Origin of the sequence: Antrihabitans auranticaus (genome assembly GCF_016481275.1) — a bacterium.
GTDB lineage: Bacteria > Actinomycetota > Actinomycetes > Mycobacteriales > Mycobacteriaceae > Antrihabitans.
Window position 1 is genome coordinate 289,423 of record NZ_JAEMNW010000004.1, and the last position, 15,535, is coordinate 304,957.

Annotated in this window: 15 protein-coding genes; 12 read left to right on the forward strand and 3 right to left on the reverse strand. The window is 64.0% G+C overall.

The window, feature by feature from the left end; translation table 11 throughout:
* Positions 1-3: 3 nt before the first annotated feature.
* Positions 4-1,515 carry a cryptochrome/photolyase family protein gene (locus JGU72_RS19365; RefSeq protein ID WP_199685637.1) on the reverse strand — a complete coding sequence of 504 codons (1,512 nt, stop codon included), beginning with the start codon at positions 1,513-1,515 and terminating at the stop codon, positions 4-6.
* Between the two features lie 42 nt (positions 1,516-1,557).
* On the opposite strand from JGU72_RS19365, the gene JGU72_RS19370 reads away from it, so the two are divergent.
* Entirely contained in the window at positions 1,558-2,487 is a 930-nt protein-coding gene (locus tag JGU72_RS19370) for an NAD(P)H-dependent flavin oxidoreductase (RefSeq protein ID WP_199685639.1), read from the forward strand.
* A gap of 286 nt (positions 2,488-2,773) precedes the next feature.
* Entirely contained in the window at positions 2,774-3,214 is a 441-nt protein-coding gene (locus JGU72_RS19375; protein WP_199685641.1) for a hypothetical protein, read from the forward strand.
* A gap of 65 nt (positions 3,215-3,279) precedes the next feature.
* Here the strand turns inward: JGU72_RS19375 and JGU72_RS19380 are convergent, their stop codons facing one another.
* Positions 3,280-5,316, reverse strand: coding sequence for a glycoside hydrolase family 15 protein (locus JGU72_RS19380; protein WP_199685643.1), 2,037 nt, complete (start codon positions 5,314-5,316; stop codon positions 3,280-3,282).
* Positions 5,317-5,388: 72 nt separating this feature from the next.
* Here JGU72_RS19380 and JGU72_RS19385 point away from each other — a divergent pair, with 72 nt between their 5' ends.
* The 10 genes from JGU72_RS19385 (at position 5,389) to cysC (ending at position 14,780) form a co-directional block, all read left to right on the forward strand.
* Positions 5,389-5,568 (forward strand): hypothetical protein, encoded by a 180-nt coding sequence (locus JGU72_RS19385; protein WP_199685645.1) that lies wholly within the window; start codon positions 5,389-5,391, stop codon positions 5,566-5,568.
* 137 nt (positions 5,569-5,705) lie between these two features.
* Positions 5,706-5,795 (forward strand): Ms4533A family Cys-rich leader peptide, encoded by a 90-nt coding sequence (locus JGU72_RS31435; RefSeq protein ID WP_374101130.1) that lies wholly within the window; start codon positions 5,706-5,708, stop codon positions 5,793-5,795.
* Between the two features lie 147 nt (positions 5,796-5,942).
* The gene (locus tag JGU72_RS19390) at positions 5,943-6,959 is read left to right on the forward strand and encodes a sulfate ABC transporter substrate-binding protein (RefSeq protein ID WP_199685647.1); all 1,017 of its coding nucleotides are present in this window, start codon (positions 5,943-5,945) and stop codon (positions 6,957-6,959) included.
* Between the two features lie 172 nt (positions 6,960-7,131).
* The gene (gene cysT / locus JGU72_RS19395; RefSeq protein WP_199686094.1) at positions 7,132-7,887 is read left to right on the forward strand and encodes a sulfate ABC transporter permease subunit CysT; all 756 of its coding nucleotides are present in this window, start codon (positions 7,132-7,134) and stop codon (positions 7,885-7,887) included.
* Positions 7,884-8,690 (forward strand): sulfate ABC transporter permease subunit CysW, encoded by an 807-nt coding sequence (gene cysW / locus JGU72_RS19400; RefSeq protein ID WP_199685648.1) that lies wholly within the window; start codon positions 7,884-7,886, stop codon positions 8,688-8,690. The genes cysT and cysW overlap by 4 nt, the downstream gene beginning before the upstream one ends.
* Complete coding sequence (locus JGU72_RS19405; protein ID WP_199685650.1) at positions 8,687-9,703, forward strand: sulfate/molybdate ABC transporter ATP-binding protein; 1,017 nt, start codon at positions 8,687-8,689, stop codon at positions 9,701-9,703. The genes cysW and JGU72_RS19405 overlap by 4 nt, the downstream gene beginning before the upstream one ends.
* A 7-nt stretch (positions 9,704-9,710) precedes the next feature.
* Positions 9,711-11,093: a sulfatase family protein gene (locus JGU72_RS19410; protein ID WP_199685652.1), complete on the forward strand. Its 1,383-nt coding sequence runs from the start codon at positions 9,711-9,713 to the stop codon at positions 11,091-11,093.
* A gap of 98 nt (positions 11,094-11,191) precedes the next feature.
* A complete protein-coding gene (gene stf0 / locus JGU72_RS19415; protein ID WP_199685654.1) occupies positions 11,192-11,995 on the forward strand; it encodes a trehalose 2-sulfotransferase in 804 nt (267 codons plus the stop codon).
* Positions 11,992-12,903: a sulfate adenylyltransferase subunit CysD gene (gene cysD, locus JGU72_RS19420; RefSeq protein ID WP_199685655.1), complete on the forward strand. Its 912-nt coding sequence runs from the start codon at positions 11,992-11,994 to the stop codon at positions 12,901-12,903. The genes stf0 and cysD overlap by 4 nt, the downstream gene beginning before the upstream one ends.
* The gene (gene cysC, locus JGU72_RS19425; RefSeq protein WP_199685657.1) at positions 12,903-14,780 is read left to right on the forward strand and encodes an adenylyl-sulfate kinase; all 1,878 of its coding nucleotides are present in this window, start codon (positions 12,903-12,905) and stop codon (positions 14,778-14,780) included. The genes cysD and cysC overlap by 1 nt, the downstream gene beginning before the upstream one ends.
* An 87-nt stretch (positions 14,781-14,867) precedes the next feature.
* On the opposite strand, the gene JGU72_RS19430 is transcribed toward cysC, so the two are convergent.
* Positions 14,868-15,512, reverse strand: a complete 645-nt coding sequence (locus JGU72_RS19430) for an RDD family protein (protein WP_199685659.1) — start codon at positions 15,510-15,512, stop codon at positions 14,868-14,870.
* Positions 15,513-15,535: the final 23 nt, after the last annotated feature.

Here is a 15,535-nt window from a genome sequence, read left to right on the forward strand (position 1 = left end):
ACGCTAGAAGCGGTCGCGGTCGGCTTCCTGCTCGAGCAGGGCGTCAAGGTCCGACAGTCGGTCCATCGTCGAAACGGCTCGGGCGGTGCGCCGGTTGCCCGCGAGTAGATCTCGGTGCCGGTGGACGAACGCCCAGTAGCCGGCGGTGAACGGGCAGGCATCGTCACCCACGCGTTTCTTGGGGTCGAACCGGCAGTCCGGGCAGTGATCGCTCATCCGGTTGATGTATGCGCCACCAGAGGTGTATGGCTTCGTCGCCAGCTTGCCGCCGTCGGCGTGCTGGCTCATGCCGACGACGTTCGTCGGCATCACCCAACGGAACCCGTCGACGAACGCGGTTGCGAACCATTCCGTCAACTCGTCCGGGCGATACCCCCGCTGCAGGCCGTGACTGCCGAGAATCATCAACCGCTGGATGTGGTGGGTCCAGCCGCGATCACGGACACCCGCGAGCGCGTGCTGCAGACACTGCGCGTCGACGGCGTCGGCGTCGAGTTCACGCCACCACTTCGGCAGCGCCGTGTGTGCTGTCAGCTCGTTCTTTTGCGTGTAGCGCGGACCGAAATGCCAGTACAGGTGCCACATGTACTCGCGCCAGCCGAGGACTTGGCGGATGAATCCCTCCGCCGCAGCCAATGGGACCGAACCCGACCGGCACGCGTCCTCTGCGGCGTGTACCGCGTCGAGCGGGTCGAGCACTCCGAGGTTGAGCGGCACGGACAACAGCGAGTGCGCCATCGCCCAGTCGTCGCCCATGATCGCGTCTTCGTATTGACCGAACAACGGCAGTCGTTGTTCGACGAATCGAGTCAGCGCCCGCTTTGCCTCGTCGGGCGTCACGGCAAACAGCCGGGGACCGTCTACACCGACCGTCTCGATGTCCATGGCGTCGAGATCGCGCCGAACCTGGTCGTCGATGTCGTTCTCGCGCGGGCGGTACGGCTTCGGGGCCTCGAGGGTCCGCTGCTTCTTGGGTGGGGGTTCCCTGTTGTCCGCATCAAGGTTCCAGCGACCGCCTACCGGACTCGAACCTTCCATCAGCACGTCGAACCGACGGCGCTGATCGCGATAGAAGTCTTCCATCACAAAGCGTTCGCGGTCGCCCGCCCATGCGCGGAAATCGTTGCGGGACAACGCAAACGTCGGCGTTGGCAGGATGTCTGCGACGAGTCCGTCGGCGTGCAATTTCTCGACGAACCGCTCGGCGGCGAACGATGTGGGCTCATGGACGAGCACGGGCCGGCCGAAATCCTTCAGCGCCTCGCTGTAGTTGCCGGCGCGAAGCAATGTCGCCCGGTCGCCGAGATCCCGTTCGGCATGCCGGAGCGCCGAGAGGACGAGGTGGAGTTTCTGGCGGTGGTATCGCCGCCGACGCAGCGCAGACGTCGCCTCGATCAGGAGCACGTCGCGGTGTGCGTGCTCGCCGCCATGGACATGTGTGCCGAGTTGATCGGCGAAAAGCCATAACGGGGTGTCGTCGCGAACCTTCGCGTTCACCCTTTCGAGCGTACGCATATCGTCGATACCGACGCGGCCGTCGGACTGTGGGGAGCTTTGATGATCCAGACGTGGTTGACCAGGGAGCTCGGACTCGAGGTGCCGATCATCGGCGCACCGATGGGTGGGCGTGCGGGCGGTGAGCTCGCGGGCCAGGTCTCGAAGGCGGGCGGCCTCGGCATGCTGGGTGCCGCGCGATACACGGATCCCGAGTGGGTCGCCAAAGAGGCGGCGGTCGCCCGCGAGGTCGGCGGCGGCACATTCGGCATCGGCCTGCAGACGTGGTCGCTGGCGGAGGACTCCTCGATTCTCGACGCCGCGATTGCAGAGAAGCCGACCGTCATCGCGCTTTCGTTCGGCGATCCCGCTCGCTATGTGGACCGCGTACGCGCGGCGGGGATCACCACGATGTCGCAGATCAACACGATCGACGACCTCGTGCTGGCCGAGCAGGCAGGTATCGAGCTGATCGTTGCGCAGGGCGGTGAGGCGGGCGGGCACACCGGACGGATCGGAACCCTGCCATTGCTGCAGGAGGTGCTTGAGTCGACGGACCTGCCCGTACTGGCGGCCGGTGGGATATCGACCGGACGCGGCCTGGCAGCGGTCATTGCGGCGGGTGGTGAGGGCGTACTCGTGGGCACGATCCTGCTGGCGAGTCCGGAAACCATCGGACCGGACTACGCGCGTTCGAAGATCCTCGAAGCGAGCAGCGCGGACACCGTCTACACGCCTGTCTTCGATCAGGCCCGGCACCAGCCTTGGCCGTCGCGTTGGTTCGGCCGCGCGCTCGTGAACGACTTCACCAAGAAGTACGACGGCACCGGCGCGCCGGTCGACGAAATCGTCGAGTCCTACGACCCCTCCGACGCGAGCGTCGGCGTCGTATACGCAGGTCAGGCGGCAGGCATGGTGCGTGGCACCCACCCTGCCGGCGAGATCGTAAGGTCGATTGCCGCGCAGGCCGAGACCCTGCTCGGGCGCTTCTGAGACACCACGCCACCTTATGTAAATGAGGGCGCGCGACCTCCGTTTTGGCCGCTGACCTCAGACATTCCGCGACACGCGAGGCGACCTGCGGCGCTGTGATCAATCACCGGGAAATCCGGTAACGTGACGCAGAACACGCTATGTTGGCACTCGCGCCCGACCGTTCGGATCGATCGTACGTCGCGGCCGCACAGCAGATTTGGTGATCGGTAGATGCGTGAGCCGTGCGCGATGGCGCGTTCGGTACAGAACAATCTCGACGATTGCGTGAGGAGCTGTTCCCAAGGTGGTAGCAGAAACCGGGTCCTCTGGCCGTTTGCGTCGGCTCACGAAGGCTGCTCTCAGCGCAGACTCCGCGATCAAGAAGTCCGAGGAAGTGGCCGTTTCTGCGTCGCTTCTCATCGACGACCTCTCGATCATCGTCGACCGCCTCGACGGTGCCGAGACCGGTCTCGAGGACCTGATCGCCGAGTGCCGCCGCGAAGTAGCAGGCTTGGGGTACACCCGCCGTGAAGCGCATTCGGTCGTCGAGAGCGTCAACCGGATCCTCGAGCTCGTCGAATGGTTCCTCACCCCGGCCTTCGTGGCGCGTGAGCAGCTGAACCGCAGTATCGAGCGCGTCGCAGATCTCCGCCGTGGCGTCATCGAACGACTCGCTGGGGAGCCCGCACCCCGGTCGCAGCCGCGGCTGGTGGAGTTGGCGGAGGTCCATCGCCTCGCCGGCTAGAACTTCTTGCCGAGTGCGCCGTTGGCGGAGGTTCCGCCAACGGCGCGTTTTATTTTTACGGCTCTCTACGGCGCCGCGTGTGCCGGCTTGAAGCGTCCGGCGCGGGCAGCCTCCTCGGCGCGAATCACGTGCATTACCGCGTTGATCTGAGCCAGGTGCGTGAACGCCTGCGGGAAGTTCCCGAGGTGGCGACCCGACTTCGTGTCGATCTCTTCCGCGTAGAGCTTGAGCGGGCTTGCGAACCCGAGCAGCCGCTCGCACAGATGCTTCGCGCGATCGAGTTCACCGATTTCTACCAGCGCGGACACCAGCCAGAACGAACAGATGGTGAACGTGCCTTCCTCGCCGGACAGGCCGTCGTCGGTTTCCTCGACGCGGTAACGCAATACGAGACCGTCTTCGGTCAGTTCGTCCGCGATCGCCAGGACGGTCGCGCGAATGCGCTTGTCGTCCGCGGGCAGGAATCGCAGTAGGGGAGCGAGCAGCAGCGATGCGTCGAGTGCCTTCATGCCGTAGGCCTGCGTGAAGACGCCGCGCGAATCCACACCGTGCTCGAGGATGTCGGCCTTGATCTCTTCGGCGAGCTCGTTCCACTGCTTGGCATAGTTCTTCTCGCCGTGCAGTATCGCGAGTTTCGAGCCGCGATCCAGCGCTACCCAGCACATGATCTTGGACGACGTGAAGTGCTTGGGCTCGCCGCGGACCTCCCAGATGCCGCGGTCAGGCTTCTTCCAATGCTTGACGGCTTCCTCGACCTGGCGCTTGAGCATCGGCCACAAGGTCTCGGGAACTTGCTCGCGGGAGCGAATGTGGAGATAGACCGAGTCGAGCATGGTGCCCCAGATGTCGTGCTGCTCCTGGTTGTAAGCACCGTTGCCGATCCGGACCGGTCGCGCACCGTCGTACCCGGTCAGGTGCAGCAGTTCGCTTTCCTCGAGCGTTCGCTCACCACCGAGGCCGTACATCACCTGCAGCGGGACGGCCTTGCCGTCATCGCCTTGGCTGACGTCGAACATGAAGGCAAAGAAGTCGTTCGCTTCGCGGTCCAGGCCGAGTGTGTAGAGCCCCCACAGTGCGAAGGTCGAGTCGCGAACCCACGCGTAGCGATAGTCCCAATTGCGTTCGCCCTGAGGTGTTTCGGGCAACGATGTTGTCGACGCGGCCATCAGGGCGCCCGTGGGGGCGTAGGTCAGGCCTTTCAATGTGAGCGCACTTCGCTGCAGGTAACCGCGCCATGGGTGGTCGGGGAATCGGCCGATCGTGATCCACTGCCGCCAGCCTTCGGCGGTCTGCCACATCTTCTGCTGAGCTTCCTTGAACGTGCTCGGTGGCGGCAACTCCGACCACGACAGCGCGACGAATACGTCGTCACCCTCAACCATTCGAGTACGGGCCCGCGCTTCACGGCCTTCGATTCCGAGGCGCAGATTGGTTGTCAGCGAGAGCGAACAGTGGTCGTCGGGCTTGTGCTTGGCGTGGGCGGTCGCCTGCTCGTAGACCTTTCCGGTGTACTCCCACACCGCAGGTTCACGGTGATAGTCGAATGCGGGCTCACAACTCAATTCGAGTTCGACGACGCCACTGACGCATTTGACCGTCCGGAGCAGAATATGCTCGGCGTCCCAGTCCATCGGCGTGCGCTTGTGCGTCTTCGAACGCTGGTCTGTGTTGTGCCACTTGCCGATAACCAGTGCGTCGCGCACGATCAGCCAGCCTGTTTCGGTCTGCCAGGTCGTTTCGACGATCAAGCCGCCCGGTAGGTATCGCCGTGCCGCGGGCACGTTCTGGCCGTAGGGCCCGATCCGGAAGTGGCCCGCACTGCGGTCCAGGACTGCGCCGAACACACTCGGCGAATCGGGCCGCGGCACGCACATCCACTCGACCGCGCCGTTGCGTGCGATCAGGCACGTCGTTTCGCAGTCGGACAAAAAGGCGTAGTCGTCGATCGGTGGGAAAGTGCTGCGGTGTGCGGAGGCAAGCTCGAGGGGTTTCGAGGAGTCCGACTCGTTTTCTTTGAGCGCGTCCTCGGCCGATGGGACTTCGTATGGGGAATCGGATGCTTCGGTGACGGGAGCATCGGAATTGCCGTTGGACTTCGCCATTTGGACATCATCGACGCTGTGTGCCTACTGCGCAATGATCGATCTTGATGGCGTGTCCGATACCCTGGCCCGGTGGATCGCATCGCAAGCTGGCTCGACGCCCTCGAGTTGTGGGTCGTTGGCTTGCCGTTCATTCCGCAGTTCGTGCTGATGTTGTCGGTCGTGATTCCGATCAGCTTTTCGATCGCCTGGATCCTCGACAAATCGCTGAACTTCATTCTTTCTCGGCTGGGTAGGGGATCGGATCAATGAAGCGTCGTTCGCCGGTCACCCTCGCGCTCTTTGCGCTCATCGCTTTGATCGTCATCGTGTGGCTCTTCACCCGCTGAATCCGCGTGGGGTGTTCGCTCGATTCGAGTGCCCGCAAGTGCTCTGCTAAAGTCTGCCGCGTGTCTGCTGACGTCGTACGCAAGGTTCGCCATCGCTTGGCGTTGTTTGCTGTCGGCATGCTCGCGGTCGCCGACATCGACTGTCGCTGACCCAATTTTCTTGCGCATCGCGCAATTCGACGCCTCTTGCGTCCCTCGTTTCAACTCCAGGATTGCGCCGCGCACACCGCGGGGCATCCGCATGTCCCTACCTCTCGACACATCGGTGTGGAGAGTTCTATGAAAGGCAAGATCCCAATGAGACGCAGATCTCGCATCTTTGCAACCGCTCTCGTAGCTGTCGGAGCGGTCGCTCTCACCGCGTGCGGCGGCGGCGCCAGTGACTCGACCGGCGGCGACGCACGGACCGGCGACGGCAGCGCGGGGTCGCTCAAGCTTGTTGCCTATGCGGTGCCGAAGGTCGGGTTCGACAAGATTCTTCCGGCGTTTGCGCAGACCGATCCGGGCAAGGGCGTCGAGATCAGCGACTCCTACGGCCCGTCGGGTGACCAGTCGCGTTCCGTCGCCAACGGCGGTCCTGCCGATGTCGTGAACTTCTCCGTCGAGCCAGACGTCAACCGGCTCGTCAAAGCGGGTCGTGTGGACGAGAACTGGAACAAGGACGCCCATAACGGCGTTCCGTTCGGCTCGGTCGTCACGATCGTCGTCCGCAAGGGCAACCCGAAGAACATCCAGTCGTGGGACGACCTCCTGAAGCCGGGCATCAAGATCGTCACCCCGAGCCCGCTGAGCTCCGGCTCGGCCAAGTGGAACGTGCTCGCGCCGTACGCCGAGAAGAGCCAGGGTGGCACCAACCCGCAGGCCGGTCTGGACTACCTGGGCACGCTCATCTCCGAGCACTCGGAAAGCTTCCCGGCCTCGGGTCGCGACGCGACCGAGCAGTTCCTGAACGGCAACGCCGACGCACTGCTCAGCTACGAGAACGAGGCGCTGCTCATCGAGTCGCAGGGTAAAGAGGTCGAGCACGTCACGCCGAAGCAAACGTTCAAGATCGAGAACCCGGTTGCCGTTCTGAAGGACAGCGCGAACCTCGAGAAGGCGAACGCGTTCAAGGACTACCTCTACACCGCCGACGCACAGCGCCTGTGGGCCGAGGCCGGCTTCCGTCCGGTCGACCCGCAGGTCGCGCAGGAGTTCGCAGACAAGTTCCCGAGCCCGGACAAGCTGTGGACGATCGCGGACCTCGGTGGCTGGTCGAAGGTCGACCAGGAACTGTTCGGTGAGAACGGTTCTGTCTCGAAGCTCTTCAGCTGAGTCAGAGACAGATCGGTAGAGTAGGTCTGCTGTGACCAACTTGCAGAAGTCGGCGCCCGGGGGCGGGCCAGAATCGCCCGCCCCCGGGTCGCCCGACCTCGAGACAGCCAGTCCCCCCAAACGTCATCGGCCAGTTCGCTTTTCGGGAGTGAATCCGCTCGGAATCGCGACCATGGTGCTCTGGCTGAGCATCATCGTGCTGCTGCCGTTGGCAGCGCTGACGGTTACATCGTTCGAATCCGGATTCGGTGGCTTCTGGGACGCGGTCACCTCGCCCAACGCGCTGGCGTCGCTGCGAATCACGATCGTGGTGTCGGCGATCGTTGCGGTCGTGAACGTCGTCATGGGCACCCTCATCGCCTGGGTCCTCGTCCGCGACGAATTCCCCGGCAAGCGAATCGTCAACGCGTTGATCGACCTGCCCTTCGCGCTGCCGACGATCGTTGCCAGCATCGTGCTGATGGCGTTGTACGGCCCGAAGAGCCCGGTCGACATTCACCTGTACGCATCGAAGCCGGGTCTCATCGTTGCGCTGGCGTTCGTGACCCTGCCGTTCGTGGTGCGGTCCGTCCAGCCGGTGCTGATCGAAACCGACCGGGAAGTCGAAGAGGCGGCGGCATCCTTGGGCGCGGACAACTGGACGACGTTCCGCCGGGTGGTCCTGCCCGCGCTGATGCCGGCTGTCCTGAGCGGCGGCGGTCTCGCGTTCGCACGCGCGATCGGTGAGTACGGCTCGATCGTGTTGATCGGTGGAAACATTCCGCGCGAAACTCAGGTCACGTCGCAGTACATTCAGCAGCAGATCGAGCGGGACTTCCAATTGCAGGCAGCGGCAGTATCCGTGGCCCTGTTGCTCGTCTCGTTCGTCACGCTGCTGGTTCTGCGCTTTGTTGCGGAGCGCGGAACGGTCAAAGAGGCGAAATCATGAATCTCTCGCTCCCCGCCAAGCTTTCGTTGCGTGTCGTGGCGCTCGCGTACCTGGGCGTGTTGCTGTTGCTTCCGATCGCCGTCATTCTGTGGCGAACGTTCGAGCGTGGCATCGGCGCATTTATCGACTCGATCACGACGCCCGCCGCGATCTCCGCGCTGAACTTGTCGCTGACGATTCTGTTGATCGTTGTCCCGCTCAACGTCATCTTCGGCGTTGTCACGGCAATTGCTCTGGTGCGCGGCCGGTTTCCCGGCCGTCGCATTCTGCAGAGCGTCGTGGATCTGCCCTTCGCGGTCTCCCCGGTTGTCGTAGGCGTGTCGCTGGTGCTCCTGTGGGGCGTGAACGGCTGGTTCGGGGGATTGGAAAGTCTCGGCATCAAGGTGATCTTCAGCCTCCCCGGCATGGTGCTCGCGACGATCTTCGTCACCCTGCCGTTCGTGGTGCGCGAGGTCGAACCCGTCCTGCACGAAATCGGCGACGACCAGGAACAGGCGGCGGCGACGCTCGGTGCCTCCGGCTGGCAAACGTTCTGGCGAGTCACTTTGCCGGCGATTCGCTGGGGCCTGACTTACGGCGTGATCCTCACCGTCGCCCGATCGCTCGGCGAATTCGGCGCGGTGATCATCGTGTCGTCGAACTTCGCCGGCAGTTCGCAGACGCTCACACTGCTCGTGCACAGTCGCTACCACGAGGCAAGAGAATTCGACGCCTATGCTGCAGCGACGCTGTTGATGGGCCTCGCGCTGATCACCCTTCTTCTGATGACACTCCTCGACCGAAAGAAGGGAGTCTCCAAATGATTACCGTTCTCGGCGCCAACAAGCGGTACGGCACCTTTGCCGCGCTCGACGACGTGAGCCTCGATATCCCGTCCGGATCGCTGACCGCTCTGCTCGGCCCATCGGGCTCGGGCAAATCGACATTGCTGCGGTCCATCGCCGGACTCGAATCGCTCGACTCGGGGGTTGTCACGATCTCCGGCAAAGACGTGACGGGTGTGTCGCCGCAGAAGCGCGACATCGGTTTCGTTTTCCAGCATTACGCGGCGTTCAAGCACATGTCGGTGCGTGACAACGTCGCCTTCGGGCTGAAGATTCGCAAGCGGCCGAAGAAAGAGATCGCGACCCGCGTCGACGAGCTCCTGAAGATCGTCGGCCTCGACGGCTTCCAGCACCGTTACCCCGCGCAGCTTTCGGGCGGTCAACGGCAGCGCATGGCGCTGGCCAGGGCACTCGCGGTCGACCCGCAGGTTTTGCTGCTCGACGAGCCGTTCGGCGCGCTCGATGCAAAGGTGCGCGCGGACCTGCGAACCTGGCTGCGCCGCCTGCATGAGGAAGTGCACGTCACCACGGTGCTCGTGACGCACGATCAGCAGGAAGCCCTCGACGTTGCGGACCGGATCGCGGTGCTGAACAAGGGGCGGATCGAACAGGTCGGCAGCCCGGAGGATCTCTACGACCGACCGGCGAACGAGTTCGTCATGTCGTTCCTCGGTGAAGTGGCGAAGTTGAACGGGCACCTCGTCCGTCCGCACGACATACGGGTCGGCCGCGATCCGAGCATGTCGCTGGTCCAGCAGGAGGGGACGGCTGCGCAGGCAGGCGTCACTCGGGCGACCGTCGAGCGGGTTGTCCACCTCGGCTTCGAAGTTCGCGTCGAACTACGCAACGAGGCAACCGGTGACCTGTTCCAGGCGCAGGTCACGCGCGGCGACAGTGAGGCACTCGGCCTGCAGGAAGGCGAGACCGTCTACGCACGGGCGACGCGGATTCCGCATCTGCCGGAAAAGGGCCTCGCCCCGGTGCGCGGTTAGAGAGTCCATGGACTCCCCAACCGCGCACAGGGGCGCAGCCCCTGACAACGTCCTGCTGGTCCACTGGCACGACCTGGGTCGCAGCCTCGGCGTGTACGGGACCGCGGGCGTTTCCAGCCCGCGGCTGGATGCTCTGGCGGCCGAAGGGATTCTGTTCACACGGGCGCATGCGACGGCGCCCCTGTGTTCGCCGTCGCGGGGGTCGCTGTTCACGGGCCGCTATCCGCAGAGCAACGGCCTGATCGGCCTCGCGCACCACGGGTGGGAGTATCGGCCCGGCGTGCGCACACTACCGGCGATTTTGTCCGACGCCGGCTGGCACACAACACTTTTCGGAATGCAGCACGAGACTGCGTCACCGGCACGCCTCGGCTTCGACGAATTCGACGTGTCGAACTCGTTCTGCGAGTACGTGGTTGCGCGCGCCAACGAATGGCTGCGGACCGACCACGAGGCTCCGTTCTTGCTCACTGCCGGATTCTTCGAAACCCATCGGCCCTATCCGGCCGACCGCTACGAGCCGGTTGCCAACGGCGACCTCGAGGTGCCCGACTATCTACCGGATACGCCGGCGGTCCGCGGCGATCTCGGTGAGTTCTACGGTTCGATCAATGTTGCCGACGCGGCCGTCGGGGAACTACTCGACACGCTCAGCGAGACCGGCCTGGACCGCACCACGTGGGTCGTATTCGTCACCGACCACGGACCGGCCTTCCCGCGCGCGAAATCCACCCTCTACGAACAGGGGACGGGTATAGCGCTCATCGTTCGGCCGCCGGTCGGGCGCGGGATCGAGCCGCACGTGTACGACGAGCTGTTCAGCGGCGTTGACCTGTTGCCGACTATTCTCGGCATCCTCGGGGTCGACCAGCCGGGCGACATCGAGGGCGTATCGCACGCGAAAAACCTTGTGTCGCAACCTGTGTCGGTGGCTCCGGTGCGTACCGAAGTGTTTACGACGAAGACCTATCACGATTCGTTCGATCCGATCCGGGCAGTCCGCACGAAGGACTTCAGCTACATCGAGAACTACGCGGACAGACCCGTGCTCGACCTCCCGTGGGACATCGCGGACAGTCCGTCGGGCAGGGTGGTTGCGCCGACGGTGTTGCGCAGCCGCCCCGAGCGGGAGCTTTACGACTTGCGTGCCGACCCAGGCGAGATCGTGAATTTGCTCGATTCCGGCGAGCACGACGATGTGGCCGAGGAACTCGCGCTGCGCTTGCACAACTGGCGAATGGAGACGGGCGATGTCATACCGTCGGAGTTCGTCGGTACGCGAATCTCGGAGCGCTACACCGAGGACTACGTCCGGCTCAACGGGCTCGAGCTCACCTCGCGCGCTGCGACCGCTGCCGATAGACGGTTGGCGGAGGAGTCGAATCTATAGGTCGGACGCCAATGCTGCTGAGCTGCACATATTTTCGCTCGTCCTGATTTGAAAGATCCTGGCGTGCAATATCTTTGGAGCCAAAGTAGTCTCGTTTCATGTCCGACCATCCCAGTTCCTATCTGGTGCTCGCGTCCCAGCGCAGTGGTAGCACTCTCCTCGTGGAATCGCTGCGTGCCACAGGTCTTGCGGGCGAGCCCGAAGAGTTCTTCCAGTACCTGCCGACGACCGGCCGTTCCCCGCAACCACGGGAGTGGTTCGCGGGAGTCGAGGACGAGAGCGTCCTTCGACTGCTGGCGCCGCTGGATCCCGGCACCCCGGACACGGAGTCGAGCGAAGAATGGCGCGCGAGAATTCGGCGGATAGGCGCGTCGGAAAACGGTGTGTGGGGCGGAAAGCTCATGTGGAACCAGACCCCGCTGGTAGTCGAGCGCGCGGCCGGTCTGCCCGACCGCAGTGGCGACGACCTACGCTCGGCTCTGCGTGACGTCCTCGGTGACGATGTGCTGTTCGTCTACGTGTATCGCGACGACGTGGTCGCGCAAGCAGTGTCGTTCTGGCGGGCAGTGCAGACACAGGTCTGGCGCGCACCGAAGGACGGTGACGACGTCGACAATGCGCAGTATCATCCGCTCGGCATCGCCCACCTGGTTGGGATACTGCGCGACCAAGAGCGTGGATGGCGTGATTGGTTTGCGGCTGAGGGCATTTCGCCGCACTGGGTCGACCACAACGACCTCGCCGCGCACTCGAAGAAGGTTGTCGCGGGCATACTCGAGGCGCTGGGCCTCGATCCCGCACTTGCTCCCGACCCGCCGCTGCGACGGCAGTCCAACGGCCGCTCGGGCGAGTGGGTCGAACGGTATCTCGCAGATGCGGAAAGGGACGGGTTGCCGGTATGACCACCGCTCTCGATACACGCTTCGTCGACGAGCTTCGCGTGCTGGAAGCCGAAGCGGTACACATCATTCGCGAGGTCGTCGCCGAACTGGAGCGCCCCGTGCTGCTCTTCTCGGCAGGAAAGGATTCGATCGTCCTGCTGCGCCTGGCGGAGAAGGCATTTCGGCCGTCGCAGGTGCCCTTCCCGGTGCTGCATGTCGATACCGGCCACAATTTTCCCGAGGTCATCGCTTTTCGTGACCGGAGGCTGGCGGAAGCCAGCCACAAGTTGATCGTCGCGTCTGTCCAGGAGTCCATCGATTCCGGACGCGTGCAGGAAACTGGACTGTCCCGCAACCGGTTACAGACGCGGACTCTGCTCGACGCGCTGGAGGCCGGCGGATTCGACGCCGCGTTCGGTGGGGCGCGACGCGATGAAGAGCGATCGCGTGCCAAGGAGCGCGTGCTCAGCTTCCGCGACGAGTTCGGCCAGTGGGATCCGCGTGCACAAAGGCCGGAACCGTGGTCGCTGTACAACGGCAGGATCAGGCGCGGTGAGCAGGTCCGCGTGTTCCCGCTGAGCAACTGGACCGAGCTGGACATCTGGCGCTATATCGAACTCGAGCAGTTGGAGCTACCGCCGATCTACTTTGCCCACGAGCGTGAGGTGTTCGAGCGCGATGGGATCCTTCTCGCGACGTCGGAGCACACCGTGCCCGGTGACGCGGAATCGGTTGGTGTCGAATGGGTTCGGTATCGAACTGTCGGTGACCTCACGATCACGGGCGCGGTTCGGTCCCGCGCGACGGATATCACCGGAGTGATTCGCGAGATCTCCGCGGCGACGGTGTCCGAACGCGGTGAAACTCGTGCGGACGACCGGACTTCGGCTGCCGCAATGGAAGATCGCAAGCGGGAAGGCTATTTCTGATGAGCGCCAAGGCTTCTGGCACGCGACAGTTGCTGCGAATAGCGACTGCAGGATCTGTCGACGACGGTAAGAGCACGTTGATCGGCCGGCTACTCCATGACACCGACAGCCTCCCGCTCGACCACCTCGAGTCGGTGACGGACGCCGACGGCGAGCCCGACCTCGCCGCGCTTTCTGACGGTTTACGCGCGGAACGCGAGCAGGGCATCACGATCGACGTTGCGTACCGGTTCTTTTCGACGGAGACCCGAAGCTACATTCTTGCCGATACGCCAGGACACGAGCGCTACACGCGCAACATGTTCACCGGAGCGTCCAACGCACACGTGGCTATTCTGCTCGTCGACGCGCGAACCGGGGTCCTTCGCCAAACCCGTCGCCACGCGCGTATTTCCGCGTTGCTCGGCGTCAAACACCTTGTCGCAACGGTCAATAAGATCGATCTCGTCGACTACGACAAGGATGTCTTCCAGCAGGTCGAGCAGGACTTGCAACAGTTGGCGCACCGGCTCGGCGGCGCCGAGCTGCTCGTGATTCCGATTGCCGCGAAGCACGGCGACAACGTCGTGCAGCGTTCGGAGAACACCCCGTGGTACAGCGGACCGACCCTGCTCGAGTACCTGGAATCTGTCGAACTCGTTGCACCGCAGGCCGAACCGCGCGAAGTCCGGCTACCGGTGCAGTGGGTGTCCCGACCGACCGCGGGGGAGCGGCGACGCTACACCGGTCGCCTGTCCGCGGGCACACTGGCCGTCGGCGACTCGATTCTCACGTTGCCCGCGGGGACTCGCTCCACCGTCACCGCGCTCGACACTCTCGACGACGAACGCTCGATTGCCGTTGCCCCGCTCTCGGTTTCGGTCGAACTGGCTGACGACATAGACATCGGCCGCAGCGACGTCATCGTCAGCGGACTCGACGACGCGCACCTTCCGGTGCTCGCTCGCGAACTCGACGCATCTGTGTGCTGGTTCGGCGAGACGCCGCTGCGTGCCGGCGATCGCGTCGCCCTCAAGCACACGACAGCGACCGTTCGGGCAACCGTCCAAGCGTTGCATTCGCGTCTGGACCCCGAGACCCTCGACGAGAACGACAATCCAATCGAGTTGGCGCTCAACGACGTCGGCACTGTCACTTTGCGAACGAGTTCGGTCGTCGTCGCGGATGACTACGCGAGCAATCGTGATGCCGGTGCGTTCATCCTGATCGACGAATCGTCCAACGACACAGTCGGTGCCGGGACGATTCTGGAAGCCCGAGAGGTCAAGCCGGGGGCACAAACTCGGCGCGACGTACGTTGGCATCCGTCGGCACTGGACCGGAAGCACAGATGGTCGACGATCGAACAGCGAGGCGCGACAATCTGGTTCACTGGTTTGCCTGCATCAGGTAAGTCGACGGTCGCGGTAGCGCTCGAGCGGGCGCTCGTCGAATCGGGGCGCGCGGCCTATTTGCTGGACGGCGACAACGTCCGGCACGGACTGTCGGACGATCTGGGCTTCTCACCCGGTGACCGCGCGGAAAACATTCGGCGCGTGGGTCATTTGACGAGATTGTTCGCCGACGCGGGCGTTGTCGCGCTTGCATCGCTGGTCTCACCGCTGGAATCGGATCGCGCGATCGCCCGCGCCTTGAACGCCGCGGCCAAGCTGCCGTTCATCGAGGTGCACGTCAGCACACCACTGGCCGAATGCGAGCGCCGAGATCCCAAGGGCCTCTACAGGAAGGCGCGTGCCGGAGAGCTCAAGGGCCTGACGGGTCTGGACGCACCGTACGAAGCTCCGCTGAACCCGGACCTGGTGATCGACACGACCGGCGCCGATATCGACGACCTTGTGGCCGAGGTGCTCGCGGTGCTCGCAAACCGCGAGCAGTGACAATCCCGCTCGGCGGGTTCATAGTCGACAACAAAGGGCGCGCTCACAGTGTGAGCGCGCCCTTTGTTGTGTACCTCGAGTAGCCGATCAGCCCTTGAGTACTTGCGTACCACCGGCGAGTTCGTCGTGCTTGCCCTGCTTGGTCGGGCTCGAGTTGATCGTGACCGCGATGTAGATGACCGCGATCAGGCTGAGGAGCCCACCGATGAACGGGATCACGCCGAGCAGAATGAAGGCGTTACGGATGAGCGACTGCTGCGGGTCCGGCCGGGGTGCGCCATTCGGACCGCGGACGCTCAGGCCGAGGATCTTCTTACCCGGCGTCCAGCCCTGAGTTACCTCGAAGCCGACGAAGTAACCCAGCTGGATCAGGGATCCGAGGATTCCGACGAACAGGTAGCTGTCGATCGCAATGAACAGAATGGCGACGACGATGCCGACGATGATGGCGTCGATGATGCGGGCGCCAAAACGAATCCACACGTCAGCCGGCTGTGCACCGTAGCCCTGGTTGCCGTAACCGCCCGGGTATGGCTGCTGACCACCGGGGTAGGGCTGCTGTCCGTAAGAAGGTTGCTGTCCGTAAGGCTGCTGCGGCGGCTGCCCGTAAGGCTGCTGCGGCGGCTGCCCGTAAGGCTGCTGCGGCTGCTGTCCGTAAGGCTGCTGCGGCGGCGGGCCTTGCTTAGGATCGCCTTGCGGGTACTGATTTGGGTCGTATCCGCCTGAGCTCATTGTAAGTTCCCCTTGCGTTGGAC